Genomic DNA, 15999 nt, shown 5'->3' with positions numbered 1-15999 from the left:
AATCCCCCCCTGATTTAGATAAGGTTTATTTTAGATGAAGCAGTCACAAAATGTCAATTTAGCTATCCTGAAACATTATTCTCTGCAAAAAGTGTAGCAATCCTACACTTTTTTCTTGTAAAAAATGTAGTTTGTTGTACAACAAAGTCACTCAAAATTATTGGCTTGAAAATATACCCTTATGGGCTATAGAAAATATTGATGATATACTATCTTAATACTATTCAAAACGCAAAAAAGAGAGGACAAAATTATGTTTAGAGAAATGCGCAGAAGCAAACAACAATTATCTATTGATGATATAAATAACATAATGAAAAGATGTACAAACGGCGTACTGGCCTGCATCGGTGACGATAATTATCCATATGCGGTACCACTGAATTTTGTCTGGCACAATAAGCGCATATATTTCCACTCGGCAAAAACCGGACACAAAATAGATGCCATAGCCAAAAATCCCAAAGTATCTTTCACCGTTATTGACAAAGACACAATCGTCAGCGCTGAATACACGTCGTATTTCAGAAGCATTGTCGCTTTCGGTCAAGCCCGCATAGCAGAAGGCGATGAATGGATTGATGCATTCACCGCCCTTGTTGAAAAATATTCCGGCGATCAGCCCGCCGACGCCAAACATAAAGAGATCACCGGCTGTTCCCGCTCACACATCATCGCGATAGATGTTGATCACATTACAGGCAAACAGGCAAAAGAGCTGGTATAAAAAATCTCAAAGATAAGATCTTTAAAAGTATGATTTCAATAAAACTTACCCTCTTAAACGTCTATCCAAGTTTCTTTTTTTGCAGATTCAACGATTAGTTCACAAATCGACATTTCTCGTAAACCATCTTCAAAACTAGGAAAGTCAACGGGCAGATTATTTTTAATTCCATCATTTATTATGTACGTGTATATTTTTTTGAAACATTGCTTGAAAGTATCTGCAAAACCTTCATTATGTCCACCTGGATAATTCATTAAATCTGCAGCATAAGGATACGCAAGAGAAGGATCCTTCATCATTATTTCATTATTCCCTTCTCTTTTCCCAATCCATAATTCATTGCATCTCTCGGAATCGAAAACCAAAGAAGCCTTACTGCCATATATTTCAAAGTACATCCTGTTTTTTCTGCCAGCCGCTACTTGATTTACCGTAAGTGATCCATGAGCTCTATTATCAAATTTTAATAAAATCGTTGCATAGTCTTCCGTTACAATTTTAACATCCTTATAGTCCTCAGATTTAAGAATCTTTCCTGAATATGTTTCTATCGCTTTTAAAGGTTTTTTCCTGCTTGGAAAGAAAATTGCAAAATCAGCACAAACTTTTTTTATTTTAAGACCAGTGATAAATTCAATACAGTCAATCCAATGCGAGCCAATATCTGAAACAGCCCTAGAATTACCAGTTTTTGAAGGTTCAAGGCGCCAACTATAATCTGTTTCTTTTTGAAGCCAGTCTTGCTGATAAGATCCATTTATAGCAAAAATTTCACCTAAATCACCTTTTTCAATCATTGCTTTAGCCTGATGTATCAATGGGTAACTACGAATATTAAAATTCATTGCAGCTACAACTTCTCGTTTTTTTGCAAGTTTAACCAATTCCTCTGCTTCCTGCACTTTTATTGCCATTGGCTTATCGCAAACGACATGTTTACCTGCAGCAATAGCAGCTTTTACCATCATAAAATGAAGATTATTAGGTGTGCATATATGAACACTATCAACTTCAGGATCATTGATAAGATCTTCAAAATTGCCATATGCTTTTGCTATACCAAGTTGACCAGCTTTTTCTTCTGCAATTTTCTGGCTCACATCCGATAATGCAACAACATTTACAAAACCTAAACGCCTCAGCGCTTCAATATGTACAGGCCCAATAAATCCAGTCCCAATTACACCTACATTAATGCAATTCATAAAATTCCTCCTTAGACTAAATCTTTATCCCAACTTCTCAAAAAGTGGCATATTTCGCTTATTTTAGGACTCTTGCAATTTCTAACATAAAAGCCAGAGGTTGCGGTTCCCAAAAGCAAGCAAAGATCTGGGTTCAACTCATTCATATATCCGTAAACAAATCCAGCATTGAAATTATCTCCAGCACCTGTCGTAAGCCTTGGTTTCAAGCAGAATGGGCCTTCCACCTCATAGTAATTGCCATTAGTAACGCAAGCTGCACAGTCTATGGGATGTACCAACAAACAATCAATTGAAAGATATTGAGCAATACATTCTGTCAATTCTTTAAGAGGAATCATTGACACGTTTTCTATATCGTTGCTGATTATTTCTGCAATTTCACAAGCCTCTTTTCTGTTTAATCCTAAAACCGTTCTGAAACCAACAGCCTTAAATTGTTTTAGAAGATTAAGCGCTTCAATAATGTCCTCTTTAGTTCTTTTTTCAGGATCTGCCAAATCAAAAAACATTGTTTTACTTTTAGGGTCTGCCGACATTTCAGGAATTACATCTAAGAGTAAATGTTTCCAGATATCGCTCATGTGAGGAAGCATTGTCCAATTATTGAAGCTAATTAAGTTCGATTCATTCATTATTCGAATTAACCTTTTCAAGCCAACACTACTAATAATGCTTTCCCAGTTGACTTCATTTAAGGATGTTAGTTTAGAACTGATTATTTTTCCATCTTCAAATTCAATTGCATCTGTTTTGCCTGGGTCTGCAATGCCGTAAACTATTGAATCTTCTGCCAGTTCATTAAATACAGGATCTATTGCTACTTCACCTATACAACCAATATATATTGTTTCTATTCCATATTTTTTTAGTCCAAGAGCAAAAATAGGACCATTTCCACCTAGCTTTCTATTTACCGGTACGATTTCAATATTTGTACTAAGTCCTGCTCCTTTAATTATTCTTTTTCCATACTCTTCCATAGTTGGTATTCTATCAAACTTATTGAAACTAAAACGCTTATCAACAACATGCACCACTTCATCAATAAAACCATCCAACCCAACTAAAGCCTTAATTTTATTTCCGTCCATTTTTTCAATAATATTGGCTAATTCAATTTTCACACCGATCTCCTTTTACTGTTAAATAATATATTGACTCATAAAAATTTTTGCCAGCTCAATTGAATTAATTCGATCTTGCAATGTACTTTCATATGCGCGATCCTCTATTTCTATTATTGTTGATCCTTTATATTTAATATCATTAAGTGCTGTAATTACTTCACCCCATTTGATATCTCCAAGACCTGGCAATTTAGGTTGGTGATACGAGAGAGGAGGTGCCAAAAAGCCACATTGATCATATTTTTCTTTATAGAACTTAACATCCTTGATGTGAAAATGTTTTATTTTCTCTGCAAATTGATAGATAGGTTTTATGTAATCCATCTGCATCATTACAAGATGGGACGGATCATAATTGAGCGCAAAGTTCTTACTATCTATAATCGAAAACATTTCTTCCCAAATTGCAGGTGTACTAGCTAAATTTTTTCCTCCTGGTGCTTCATCCTTTGTAAAATACATTGGGCAATTCTCTATACAGATTGTCACATCATATTCCTCAGCAAATTTTATAATATCAGGCCAGACCTTTCGAAATTCATCAAAATTTTCTTCAATACTTTTCTTAGGATCTTTGCCGATAAATGTATTTATAATTCCAACTCCAAGATTATTGGCCGCAACAATTAATTTTTTTATATGATCAATGCAATGTTTTCTAAGATCTAAATCTGGGTCTAGTGGATTTGGATAATAACCAAGAGCAGATATTCTAATTCCTGTATCAATCAATTTTTCTTTTATCTCATCCTTATTATAATCATCTGCATCAATGTGTGTAACCCCTGCGTATCTTCTCTCTGCTGCGCCTCGCGGCCAGCAAGCGAGTTCTATGCATTTAAGTTTTTGCTTAGCTGCTAAATCAACAACTTGAACAAACGAGTATTCTGGTAAAATAGCACTTAAATATCCTAGTTCCATAGCATTTTCCTCCAAAACTTTTTTCTCTGTACTGATTATCAAAACGGGGTTTTGCTTTTGATTCAATTGTAATTAAAATAGTAATGACTCTAAAATCTATTTACATATTAAAAATCAAAGATATTTTGGAATATCAAATTTTCAAACAAGGATTAGCGTTTTCTACGATTGCTAACATAAGCAATGAGCAATATGTAAAGAACAATACCAAAACCTAACCATTTACCGGCATCCCCCCAACCCATGGCAACCAGAAGATTAGTCAGGGTTTGTAAGAAAACTGCACCTAAGAATACATTTATATAACTGCCTTCTCCTCCAGACATTGATACGCCACCAACAACCGCAGATGCTATACTAGGCATTACATAATTTGAACCCATATCTTTGAAAGCTGTACCCATATTACCAATCAGAAGCAGTCCTATCATGCTTGCAATTATGCTACTAAGCATATAAGCAAGCATACGGATCCTTTGAACATTTATACCACTCAAATAAGCATTCCGATCATTACTTCCTACTCCAAAAATTGCTACTCCCAATCTTGTTTTTGTAAACAAAACATTTGTAAATATCACCACAATGATTATCAGAAATAAAATGTTTGGCACTATGCCTGAGGATTTTGCAGTTATAAAATGCAGCATTGGAGATGGCTTTCCTGTAATGTTACGTTCAGAAGTATAAACATTTATTACCCCCTGTAAAACACTAGACATAGCAAGTGTCACAATCAAAGGAGGAAGTTTAATGTACGAAATTAATGTCCCATTTATAAACCCAATTATAGCACCAAAGAGTATCGCTATTAAAATTGCTTTATATAAATTTTCATTCTGCCCATCCATGACACCAGCTGTAAAAACTGCTGTCATGGTAGCCATGTATCCTACTGAGAGATCAAGACCACTACTGCCTACTGAGATTACAAACATTTGGCAAAGTCCAAAAAGGGCGATAAAAGATGCCATTTTTATAGTAAGCAAAAACTGACTAACACTAAAAAAGTATCCAGCCATAATTTCTCCAGCTATAAACAGAGCTAGGATTAATAACAATACTACTATGGTTTTTTTGTAATAATCAATCACCTCTTTAAAAGATTTTCTGTTTTTGAAATTTATCGCTTTTTCCATATCAACTGTTCTCCTTGATTGAAGCATTCTGACTCACCCAGCTATAGATAGTCGAACTCGCAATAGCCAAAATAACAATCAATCCGCCAACCAGTGTTTGAAAGGCATTCGGAATGTCAGCAAAGAAAATTATCTTATTGACCAGCTCCATAATAAGAGCACCAATTAGTGCAAAATATACACTTCCCTTGCCTCCTGAAAGACAAACCCCTCCAATAACTGCTGCAGCTATAGCTTTAAGAGTCATAGGATCACCCATTCGGGCATCACCTGACATATTTTGTCCTACAAAAAATAGGGAAGTCAAAAAAATATATACTGAGTTCAGAATATAAGCTTTGATCTGAACTATTGCGGGATTAATACCAGTTTCGTAAGCTCCGTCTCCATTACTACCAACAGCGTAAAAATATCGCCCAGATTTTGTTTTTGAAACAAAAAACCAAATTAAACAACCGATAATTAATAATAACAATGCAGGTGAAACATAGTTTCCAAACCTAACCCACACGGGCGATATATTATTAATCGCTTTGAAATCATAAAACAGCTTGAACCATTCAACAGTTTCACCTCCAGGAGTAGGTCTCAAAAATAAAGCTATTCCTAGCCAAATATATGAAGTAGCAAATGTTAGTATAACTGGTGGTATTCGCAAAAAGCCTGCACCAAAACCATTAATCAAACCTATAAGAACTGCTGCTAAAAAGGCAATAATCATCGCTGTAATTCCCGTAATAGGTTGATCTGTTTTCATTACAAATGTCAAAATACAGGTCATCAACGACAAAGAGGCTCCTGCGGAAAGGTCTATAGCACCGGATATTATAACAATAGCCTGCCCCATTGCCATAAGAATCAATGGCGAAAAAGCGTCAATATTACGCATAACTGCAGCTCTGCTAAAAAAATTGTTCTGTATAATAGCAGTTAACAAAAACATTATGCCAAAAATCAAAATGCTGGAGGATTCGGGTTTTTGTAGAAGTTTTGTCATAGTCATTTTTGATTTTGTTATCAAACGCATACTTCTCTTCTCCTCCTAACAATTTTCAACTCTCATAGATGTCGAAACTATTTTATCCTCGTTAATTTCGTTTTCTGATAGTATTGCAACAATCTTACCTTCATACATAATCATCAATCGATCGCAATAATCCATCAATTCCTCTGTGTCACTTGCGTAAAGAATCGCACTCATTCTTTTTTCTTTTACCTGTTTGAGGATATAATCATACATTTCTTGCTTAGCAACAATATCTACTCCTTTAGCAGGATCAGCCAGTAATAAAACTTTTGCATCAAACGGCATCCATTTTCCTACAACAACTTTTTGTTGATTACCGCCTGAAAGATTTCCTAATAAAGTATCTATACCTTCTGTCTTTATAGATAAAGACTTAATTATTTTATAGCACTCTTTTTCATATTTCTTTTTGGGTATAAAAAAAGGCTGTTTTTTTAGTGCCATCTTAGGAAAAATTATATTATTATAAATAGATTTTTTTAGCATTAATCCTTCTTTTTGCCTATCTCCAGGAACTAACAAAATATTATTTCTAATCGCTTTTTGCGGATTTTTAAGTTTAATGCTCTTTCCTTGCATTTCTACTTCAGCTTTCAATTCAGAGTAATTACCTGCCAGAGCCAACATCAACTCACTTTGACCCTGTCCAGCCAACCCTCCTATCCCTAAAATTTCGCCTTCTTTAAGATCAAAAGATATATCTTTAAGTTTTTTGCTTAAATTTAATTTTTCTACCTTTAATAAAACTTTGTTTGATGGTTTTATTTCAATTTTTGTTTTCTTTTTTGCTGAACATTCTCCGCTGATAAAGGAAATAATTTTTTCAGGATCTACATCTTTTATATTTGAGTCAATAGATCCAACATTTTTCCCATTTCGAAAAATAACAATATTGTCACATATCTCCATCACTTCCCACATACGATGTGAAGTAAAAATCATTGAAACACCTTTATTTTTAAGTTGATGCATGTATTTAAAGAGATTTTTGACTTGTTCCTGCTCTAAAGCAGCAGTGGGTTCGTCAAGTATCAATAATTTGGGATTAGCAGAAATAGCTTTTGCTATCTCAACAATCTGCATTTCACCTGTGTTAAGTTCAGATATTCTTTTTTCTATATTAAGATCTGGTTGCAGTTCTTTTATTATTTCTCTTGACATTTTTTTGGCATGGTCATTGTCAAGAAACATTCCATTTCTTACTTCTGCACCAAGAATAATATTCTGCCATACAGTTAAATCCGGAATTAAGCTCATGTTCTGGAATACCATTGAGATTCCATCTTTTTTTGCTTCATGAGGATTTCGATATTTTTTCACTTTCCCTTGATATTTTATTTCGCCTTCATCGGCAGAATAAACTCCAGCAATAATTTTAGAAATTGTACTTTTCCCAGATCCATTTGCGCCTAGAAGGCCTGTTATTTTTCCAAACTGGCAGACCAAATTCCCGTCTGCCAAAGCAGTAACACCGCCAAAGCACTTCTTTATGCACGTTACTTCTAGTGCATTCACTATAATTCACCTATCCTTATTATGAATATCCATATACAGGAGCACATTATCTCCTGTATATGGCTAATAGTTTCCAAATAAGTTGATTTATTCTATTTTATTTGAACAACGCATCTGCATCTTCTTGAGACATTATTTCTGAAAGCAAATAATCATCGGGTTTATCCTTCAGCATTTCCCAAGCTTGATCAAAATTTTCATCTGTAAAGAAAGATTTAACAATGTAATAATATGTTGTTCCACTAAGAACATTATCTCTAAATTCCTTACCGTTGTATAAATTTAGAGCTAATCGCAAAGCAGTGCCACCAATTCCAGGAGGATTAGGTTGTGAGCATGCTGTAAAATCTTCATTTGCATCCCTTAAAAGTTTCCACTCCCTAAAAAAAGCTGTACCAGGATCTCCGAACATAATTTTCGGCAAAACACCTGCATCAAGACATGCAGATAATGCGCCATATGCCATTCCATCCTGCGTTATAATAGCATCAACTGGTTGACCTGATCCCAAAATTTGTGCCGTTACTTCTTTTGATTTTGTCTGATCCCATCCACCAGATGTACTTTGCAATACTTTTATATCAGGATAGTTTGCTAAAACATCCTTTGTCGCTTGAACGCGATCATTATTTGCAGGATGTCCATCCAAACCATATACTTCTATAACATTGCCTTTACCAAGATACTTTGCGATATAATCCACATTGGCTTTATTCCACGCATAATGGTCAAGTGTAATATTAACAACATCCGGAGCCGTGACAGTTGCATCGAAAGCTACTACTAGTATACCTGCTTCTTGTGCTTCTTTAATGACACCATTTAATGAATCAGGCGAGTTTGGGTTAACCAGTATAATATCTACTTGCTCGGATATAAAATTTCTAAGTATGTTAGCCTGTTCAGTAGCATCCCCATTAGTAACATTGTTGACAATTTTATAATTAGAAATTTTTCCAGCTGTTTTGTATTCTGTGCCTACTTCTTCAAGGGCTTCAATCATTATATTTCGCCACGATGTTCCTGAAGAACCAGTTGAAATACCTACTACCGGTATTTTTTTATTTTCATTAACTTCTGTTTCATCACTTTTTTCATTATCGTCAGTAACTTCTGTTGTTTCAACAGAGCTTGTTTGTAAGGTTGTGCTTTCTTCTTTTACACCAGCACAAGCGGTTAAGGTGATGGTAATAAGCATAATACTCACTAATAATAAAGAAATCTTTTTTTTAGCCACTTTAATCATAATTTCCTCCTCAAAAATTTGATAAATTTTTATGATTCTTTTTTAATTTCAGTACTAGGCTACTCCTTTCTTATGTTTTCTAGCGTTCAAATATAAACAACTTGAAATATAAAATTGATTTCTTGTGCAAGCTAAATTTAGTACTCAGAATTTAAAATTTCTTTCTTGCGCTCAACCATTCCAAGGACTACAGGCGTCGATTTGTATCCGATTCCCATACGATCCACTCCCAAATCAATCAAGTCAAAAAAATGCTTTTGATCACGAATTCCGCCAGAGCCTTTTACTTTGCAGCGGCCTTTTGTTGTCTTCAACATTAAATCAATTATTTCAAAAGAGGCTCCTATGTTATTCCCGCCACAAAAGAACCCTGTTGATGTCTTAACAAAATCAGCACCAGCAGATACAACACACTCCGTCCCTCTAACAATCTCATCAATATTAAGTGCATCAGTTTCGAGAATTACTTTTACTGCTGTCCCATAATGGTGAGATACTTCTACAACTTTTTGAATATCTTTTGTCACTTCATTCCACATACCGCTTCTTATCAAGCCATAATTAGCTACTACATCAAGCTCAAAAACATCTCCCTGTTCACAAATCATTTTTGTCTGTGCAACTTTAGACTCAGTTGAAGAATTACCAAAAGGAAAATCGCATACTACGCAAATCTTTGTATCAGTGCCACTTGTCATTTCCTTAGCAATATCAAGCGCAAAAGGGTTTATACAAACCGTTTTACAACCATAATCAATTCCCTCTCGAATGTACTTTCTAATTTCATTAACTGTAAATTCTGGCTTCAATACTGACTGGTCTATGTACTTAGCCAATTCATCTATTCTCATCTCACTTGCTTTTTTTATCGGTTTCATAAATCTAATATTATGATGTTTGCTAGTGTACTCATTTCCGTGCATCTTTTTTTAGAGACAAACATCACCCTTTCACAAGCAAATTATAACATTTGACTTTTCATTGTCAATCATTATTTTTCATTTTACGTCATTTTATATCTTTTTTTTTCATTTTTATCTAAGACGAAAGAAATAATTATTAAAAGCCAAATAAATTTCAAACCACCACCAAGACCTAAAAAAGCCGCTAAAAACAATTTTTAGCGGCCTGTTTCAATACTTTCCTGTGAAATTAATAATATTTTTCTTTTTTATCTTTAATTTAGAAGAAAATTCACAAAACAAACACGAATTTTTTCATGCAAAGCCAATATCAACTTTCGTTATTTCGCCTTATTCTACATTTGATCTGCAAATATAAAATTACTTGGATAAGAAGAAAACAAAGGAGATTGGTTGCAAATTATATCATCAAACACATCCAATGACTTAAATTTACAAAAAGCTGTCACTTGCAATTTACTGGGATCAATTAAAAGGTGTGTCCTCTTTGCGTGCGCAATGCCTATATTTTTCATGTTCATAGTGTCGATTTCCGATGTAAAAGCCATTTTTTGAGCTAAATCTACTCCTGTACAGCCTATAAATGCATGATCAAAATTAAATTGTGCCAAACAGTCTTCCGCCAAAGGCCCAACACACATACCAAAAGCAGGTAAATAAACACCTCCTACTAGAAAAATATCAGCAGTAGGATTAATTAATTCGTGAATATTAAGGTGATTATGCGTTACTATTTTTATTTTTTTGTGCGCGAGTTCTTTTAAAAGAGGCGCTAAACTAGTTCCTCCATCAATAAATACACAATCTCCATCTTTCACAAAGAGCGCAGCTCTTTTTGCAATTTGAACTTTTGCTGCATAATTAAGTGTTTTTTTTTGTTTCATCGTTAGCTCTGCTGAAACATCTTGACCATCTATACTGTCAGCTCGTTGTGCTCCACCTTGGACACGAAGCAATTTCCCCGTTTTTTCAAGCAATTCGAAATCTCTTCGAACAGTCGCCTCTGAAACATTTAAAGCCTGGGATACATCTTTTAAACTAACGACACTTTTTATACTTAATTGTTCCATTATGTACAACCGTCTCTCTGATGCAATCATTTTTTACATATACCTATCCCTTCTCTTTTCCAAAAATCGAGTAATAAAAACGTTAAAATGTCGAGCTATTATGGTAATAGATTTAATTTCCCACATTGTATCATGCTTGGCTTTGTATCTCAAGACATTTTCTTGCATTTTCTTGCATAACCAATCAACTTAAACTGATTATGGATTAAAAATCACATCTCAGCCTAGATTAAAATGTTTTCAGAAAATATACTCTGACTTTTTTATGACATACCTTTTAAGCCAGACCAAAGAATTGGTATAAAAATCTCAAAGATAAGATCTTTAAAAGTAATCTGACAAAACTGCTCACTCAACTATTACTGTTCCATCTTCTTCCACAATCACATTTTTGCCGGTCTGTACATATTCCAAAAACTCTAAACCAAGATTGTCTATGGTTGGCATATTGACATCAGTCCAGACATCGGAAAGAATGGCTCCGGCAGCCGCTAGAGAATCTATCGGCCCGGAAAAAAGCAGACATGCCGGCTGCTGCCCCAAAGAAGAAGCACAGTATAAAACCATTCCTCCTGTCGTTGAGCCGATAGTCTGAGGCAGACACAGAGCCCTTCCATGCATTGGTTTTCCGAAAATTTCCTGATTATTCTGATCTGAGCAAGTTGCATCTTTATCGCCGGACATCAGACTTTTCTGGAAACTTGCCAGAGTATTGAACCCGGAACGGCTGACAAGCGCTTCTGCTTTTGCCGTTCCTGATACTACAACTCTACCTTTGAATGTTTTCATGATGACAGACCTCCTTTTACTATAGCATTTAAGATCTCTTCATCAGTACAGTATCTGGCAGTGGTATATGTTCTTAGCTTATTTGAATTTGTTATTACCGGCATCTTGCGACACATTGGATTGTTCATATACATAAGAGGACAAATATCAGAGAGTACAACCTTCAGAGCTTTAAGTTTTTGAAATTCTGATGTCTGTTCAAACTTTGCTTTTACCGCTGGAGCAGCAGTCATAACAACGGGCAGCTCCACCTTGTTTTTACCGGCTGATTCAAGTGACTTTTCAAGCTTTTCAGTCCATTCCCGAAGCTGACTTAAAGACAAATGAGGACAACCTATAAAACAAAGTCTGGGAGTAGCTTTTGGATCCTCCCAGATGATAGGATAACCAGCTTTTACCCGTTCAAGTTCTGCATCATCAATTATATATGTCTTGGCATCAGGCAAAATCAAGTCGTCTTTCTGGCTCACTGCTTCGGGCGTTAGTCCATCTACATGATAAAGGCCGACCGCACCATTTGAGGCAGTAGCTGCACCCATATCCTTTAGGAAATCTTTGGTCTGTGAATTTAATTCATTTCCCAAAAAACGATCAAGACCTCTTATATACGGCACTTCTTCCATAACCTTCATCCCGATTGCACTGCCAAAAATCTGGGCTTCCGGTTTCTTAGTAGTTTTTACTTCTACAACCCACGAAGCCTTCCGCCCTTGGTCTGTAAGCAATCCAAAATATGGTACAAATCCCGCAATACTCCCAAACATTTCAATTATGCCCGAGTTACGATTACACCTTGCCCCCAATACGCTATTTGCGTATACTACAGCACTACTCTCAGCCCAGCTTAAAATCTGCCCTTTTTCAGGTATATTGCCAATTTCATCCATATAGCAGGTACAGGTAAAAGCATCTGCCGACATCAGACCCATATCTGTCAACTGTTTTTCATACTGTTTTTGTTTGGAATACATGACTTTAAAAACTATGTTCTGTAACAAACTAGCAGGCACATTTTTATCCAGAGGTCTCGGATCTACGCTAAAAGACTGCTTGGAAATCACTCCGGCCTCAATCAGCTGTTGCATCAGAGAGTAAACAGGTTTCATTACCGACAAACCAAAACTCGTTACCAGATGTCCTTTTGTTCCGGTTACTGGAACCATATGTTCAGCGCCAAAGGTTTCTCCGTACATGACAAGAGTTTTCAATACCTTGGCCATGATCTCGCCTTGCTGTCCATCAAGAATAGATTGTTGCTCTTTGGTAAGCTGCACTTTGTCATACCTCCTTCTAGATCGTATATGCCAGAGCCTGAGCTGCTCTCGTAGCCTCGAGCACTTTGCCGGCATCAAAGCTGTCTCCTATATTTAATATTTCATCAGAAGCTCTATTTTTCTGCGCCTCATAGAACATACTGTTATCTGGTTTGCCGCCAAGAGCAAGAACTACAAGGTCAGCCTCTAAGAACTCTTCCACAGTTTCATTACCAATTTTAGGAGCCAATGGATTTTCTATATTTTCAGGCAGTATCGGCTGCCAGGTATTATAAGGATTGGGAACCCCTTTAGACGCATTACGACTAATTTTTACTTTATCCTTATCAAAACCAGTTACCTTAGTGCAGTTGAGCAGTTCCACACCTTCTTTTTTGAGATAATAAATTAAGTGACCACGATTTGCCGTACAGATACCATGCATGATATAAGGCAGCATTTCCACAACCTTTACATCGCGATCATATTCGTATTTTAGCCAGTAAGCAGTCTCACATCCAACTACCCCACCACCTACAACAACAATCTTTGAAGCATCACCGATCAACGCCGGATCATTTAACAGATCCGTTGCCTGAACAGTACGAATCTTTTCTGCTCCCGGAAATTTCGGCGCTGCATTTACTGTGCCTGAAGCAAAAACAATACTGTCAAAATTCTTTTCCTTGAGCATTTCCAAATTAGCCTTTGTATTTAAGTGCAGCTTGACTTTACCTTTTTTGACTACCTGCATCAATTGCCTCTCGAGATAAGCCCTGTAATTATCGAGCTCATATTTAATCTTAGGAATACTGCCAGGGATAACTCGCCCGCCAACGTGCTTACTCTTTTCATATATCGTGACCTCATGCTCCCTGCCAGCTGCCGTTATAGCAAACACAATGCCGGCTGGACCCGATCCAACTACCGCTATTTTTTTCTTCACCGCGGCTGGCATCGGCAGCTCTACTACGTTATGCTCAAAACCAGTTCGCGGATTAACTGCACACTGTGGGTGACCGCCATCTACGAATTCATTTATACAACCTTCCTGACAGCCGATGCATGGTCTGATATCTTCAACCTTGCCAGAGTATGCCTTGTTTGGCCAATCCGGATCTGCCAATAAAGGTCTGCCAAGCATGACCATATCACATTCTCCATCACGCAAAGCTTGCTCCGCTATATCCGGGTAGCCTAGCTTACCAACAGCAACTACAGGAACATCAAGCCCTGCATTAGACTTGATATTATTTTGGGAAAAATGATTCTTGACCAGCTTTGAAACTTTCAGAAAACAACCTGCCGGCATACCTGCAGGCGGGTGCGGCAGCCACCAGTTATCGTAACAGCCAAGATCGACATCAAACATATCCACACCTGCTTTTACCAGATTGGTCATATAATCAAGTGTCTGCTCAATTGTTCTACCATTTTTGAACTTCTTGAGAGCAGATATGTTCATACCCTCTTCACCATAAGTCTCATTGAGAGCCAGAGACAAATCAATTCTATACATAATCGGATATTTATTATCACTTCGGCGCCTGAGTTCTTTGACCAGATCAATGCCAAAGCGCTGCCAGTCGGAATATTTACCTAATGATCTTCGATTAAAAGCCGGATTGGTAAGCTGCTCCAGCAGATAGCCTTCATGACCATGCAGATAAACACCATCGATACCTGCAGCTCTGGCATCGGCTGTAGCCTGCCCTGCATTTTTGATTATTTTCTTGAGTTTGCGGTCAGACAATCGCACACAAGGAATCTGAGGTATATAAAAATTAGGGTTAAATGATGCAGAAACCGGGAATTTATGTTCATTTATAAGACATTGCGGATTACCCACGCGGCCTAGACCCGGAGTCAGCTGAATGAATATCCTACTGCCATGGGCATGCACACCCTGTGCCAGATCGCGCCAGCCGGCAAAAACTGTACGGCTGCGGTCTATCCGTGGGAAATAAGAAAGATCATCCATCTCTGTTATTGAATTGTCTATCCCATGGCTAACAGGTACCAGTCCGGTCGTAATCAGGCCTACTCCACCCTTGGCTCTGGCAAAGAAATACTGCAGCATTTTATCATTAGGTCTGCCTGTTTCTTCACACATATCGATATTGCCCATAGGAGCCATAACGATCCTGTTTTTCAAAGTAACACTGTTTACCTTAATAGGGGAAAACATACTGTCATATGGATAAAGCTCTTTTGTCATACGACCGGTACTTCCCGCCTGATTATCGGTATCATTTCTCACCCAACTGCCGTAGCTGTCAACAAGTTCCTGGATCAGAACATCTGTCTTCATGGAAATAACCTCCTGTGTTATAATTAAAACAGAACACGATTCTGTTTTAATTTATCATATATGCACATTACAATCAAATTTAAAGAGGTATGTTTTATGAAAAAAGTTCAAAAAAGATCAGAAGAAACTCAACAAGCTATACTTCAAGCTGCAATAATAATAGTTCGCGAACGCGGCTGGAAAAAAACCAGCATTAAAGAAATATGCAAAAAAGCCAATGTTTCCATAGGCGCCTTTTATCATCACTTTCAATCCAAACAAGACGTCATGAACAAGTCTTTTCTTTTATTTGACGAAACTTTAAATGAACATTTTGAGGACAAAAAAAGATCCACAGAAGATTGCAGACCTCCTAAAAAAGCTATCATGAAAATTTTACTTCAACAGACAAATTTCATTGTTACAGAAGCAGGTCCACTTATCAAAGAATATTATTTAAATATACTGAATGACTCAAATCACTCCGCAGTAGATCCAAACAGAAAATACTACAGGGCAGTTCTATCCTGTATAAGGGCATCGGATCAATTTTTGAACCAAACACTTGCCCCAGAAGAAGCTGCAGATATGCTAATAAAATATGTTCGCGGCAGCATCATTGACTGGTGCCTGCATGATTTCAGCTATGAAATAGCCGAACGCCTGGAAAAAGAATTAAATCTGATTATGGACGCCATTTTTGAAAAAGGATGAAAAAGCTCATTTTCTATAACGATCATATTGAAAGCTATACTTTTTCA

The 15999-nt window shown here is 36.6% G+C and carries 14 protein-coding genes; 2 read left to right on the top strand and 12 right to left on the bottom strand.

The window, feature by feature from the left end; translation table 11 throughout:
- Positions 1-253: 253 nt before the first annotated feature.
- Complete coding sequence (locus AC0KSB_RS00695) at positions 254-727, top strand: pyridoxamine 5'-phosphate oxidase family protein (protein WP_472305744.1); 474 nt, start codon at positions 254-256, stop codon at positions 725-727.
- A 53-nt stretch (positions 728-780) separates the two neighbouring features.
- On the opposite strand, the gene AC0KSB_RS00690 is transcribed toward AC0KSB_RS00695, so the two are convergent.
- The 12 genes from AC0KSB_RS00690 to AC0KSB_RS00635 form a co-directional block, all read right to left on the bottom strand.
- Complete coding sequence (locus tag AC0KSB_RS00690) at positions 781-1935, bottom strand: Gfo/Idh/MocA family protein (RefSeq protein WP_472305743.1); 1155 nt, start codon at positions 1933-1935, stop codon at positions 781-783.
- 11 nt (positions 1936-1946) lie between these two features.
- Positions 1947-3062, bottom strand: a complete 1116-nt coding sequence (locus AC0KSB_RS00685) for a PfkB family carbohydrate kinase (RefSeq protein WP_472305742.1) — start codon at positions 3060-3062, stop codon at positions 1947-1949.
- An 18-nt stretch (positions 3063-3080) separates the two neighbouring features.
- Positions 3081-3986 (bottom strand): sugar phosphate isomerase/epimerase family protein, encoded by a 906-nt coding sequence (locus AC0KSB_RS00680; protein ID WP_472305741.1) that lies wholly within the window; start codon positions 3984-3986, stop codon positions 3081-3083.
- A 152-nt stretch (positions 3987-4138) separates the two neighbouring features.
- Complete coding sequence (locus AC0KSB_RS00675; RefSeq protein WP_472305740.1) at positions 4139-5125, bottom strand: ABC transporter permease; 987 nt, start codon at positions 5123-5125, stop codon at positions 4139-4141.
- A 1-nt stretch (position 5126) separates the two neighbouring features.
- Positions 5127-6152 carry an ABC transporter permease gene (locus AC0KSB_RS00670; RefSeq protein ID WP_472305739.1) on the bottom strand — a complete coding sequence of 342 codons (1026 nt, stop codon included), beginning with the start codon at positions 6150-6152 and terminating at the stop codon, positions 5127-5129.
- 15 nt (positions 6153-6167) lie between these two features.
- Positions 6168-7667 carry a sugar ABC transporter ATP-binding protein gene (locus AC0KSB_RS00665; RefSeq protein ID WP_472305738.1) on the bottom strand — a complete coding sequence of 500 codons (1500 nt, stop codon included), beginning with the start codon at positions 7665-7667 and terminating at the stop codon, positions 6168-6170.
- Positions 7668-7764: 97 nt separating this feature from the next.
- On the bottom strand, positions 7765-8913 hold the full coding sequence (locus AC0KSB_RS00660; protein WP_472305737.1) for a substrate-binding domain-containing protein: 1149 nt from the start codon (positions 8911-8913) through the stop codon (positions 7765-7767).
- 137 nt (positions 8914-9050) lie between these two features.
- Positions 9051-9791: a deoxyribose-phosphate aldolase gene (deoC, locus tag AC0KSB_RS00655; RefSeq protein ID WP_472305736.1), complete on the bottom strand. Its 741-nt coding sequence runs from the start codon at positions 9789-9791 to the stop codon at positions 9051-9053.
- Positions 9792-10171: 380 nt separating this feature from the next.
- Positions 10172-10936, bottom strand: a complete 765-nt coding sequence (locus AC0KSB_RS00650) for a DeoR/GlpR family DNA-binding transcription regulator (protein ID WP_472305735.1) — start codon at positions 10934-10936, stop codon at positions 10172-10174.
- 318 nt (positions 10937-11254) lie between these two features.
- Positions 11255-11695 (bottom strand): aconitase X swivel domain-containing protein, encoded by a 441-nt coding sequence (locus tag AC0KSB_RS00645; protein WP_472305734.1) that lies wholly within the window; start codon positions 11693-11695, stop codon positions 11255-11257.
- Positions 11692-12969, bottom strand: coding sequence for an aconitase X (locus AC0KSB_RS00640; RefSeq protein WP_472305733.1), 1278 nt, complete (start codon positions 12967-12969; stop codon positions 11692-11694). The genes AC0KSB_RS00645 and AC0KSB_RS00640 overlap by 4 nt, the downstream gene beginning before the upstream one ends.
- 16 nt (positions 12970-12985) lie before the next feature.
- Positions 12986-15259 carry an oxidoreductase gene (locus AC0KSB_RS00635; RefSeq protein WP_472305732.1) on the bottom strand — a complete coding sequence of 758 codons (2274 nt, stop codon included), beginning with the start codon at positions 15257-15259 and terminating at the stop codon, positions 12986-12988.
- Between the two features lie 96 nt (positions 15260-15355).
- Between AC0KSB_RS00635 and AC0KSB_RS00630 the strand changes: the two genes are divergently transcribed.
- A complete protein-coding gene (locus AC0KSB_RS00630; protein WP_472305731.1) occupies positions 15356-15952 on the top strand; it encodes a TetR/AcrR family transcriptional regulator in 597 nt (198 codons plus the stop codon).
- Positions 15953-15999 lie beyond the last annotated feature (47 nt).

This window comes from Ercella succinigenes (assembly GCF_900002895.1).
Note: the sequence above shows the minus strand (reverse complement) of the source record. Positions and strands in the feature narration are given on the sequence as shown.

Bases quoted from the DNA above. Each gene is read 5' to 3' on its own strand.
- AC0KSB_RS00695 (WP_472305744.1), top strand. From the start codon at position 254: ATGTTTAGAGAAATGCGCAGAAGCAAACAACAATTATCTATTGATGAT.
- AC0KSB_RS00690 (WP_472305743.1), bottom strand. From the start codon at position 1,935: ATGAATTGCATTAATGTAGGTGTAATTGGGACTGGATTTATTGGGCCT.
- AC0KSB_RS00680 (WP_472305741.1), bottom strand. From the start codon at position 3,986: ATGGAACTAGGATATTTAAGTGCTATTTTACCAGAATACTCGTTTGTT.
- AC0KSB_RS00675 (WP_472305740.1), bottom strand. From the start codon at position 5,125: ATGGAAAAAGCGATAAATTTCAAAAACAGAAAATCTTTTAAAGAGGTG.
- AC0KSB_RS00670 (WP_472305739.1), bottom strand. From the start codon at position 6,152: ATGCGTTTGATAACAAAATCAAAAATGACTATGACAAAACTTCTACAA.
- AC0KSB_RS00660 (WP_472305737.1), bottom strand. From the start codon at position 8,913: ATGATTAAAGTGGCTAAAAAAAAGATTTCTTTATTATTAGTGAGTATT.
- deoC (WP_472305736.1), bottom strand. From the start codon at position 9,791: ATGAAACCGATAAAAAAAGCAAGTGAGATGAGAATAGATGAATTGGCT.
- AC0KSB_RS00650 (WP_472305735.1), bottom strand. From the start codon at position 10,936: ATGATTGCATCAGAGAGACGGTTGTACATAATGGAACAATTAAGTATA.
- AC0KSB_RS00645 (WP_472305734.1), bottom strand. From the start codon at position 11,695: ATGAAAACATTCAAAGGTAGAGTTGTAGTATCAGGAACGGCAAAAGCA.
- AC0KSB_RS00635 (WP_472305732.1), bottom strand. From the start codon at position 15,259: ATGAAGACAGATGTTCTGATCCAGGAACTTGTTGACAGCTACGGCAGT.
- AC0KSB_RS00630 (WP_472305731.1), top strand. From the start codon at position 15,356: ATGAAAAAAGTTCAAAAAAGATCAGAAGAAACTCAACAAGCTATACTT.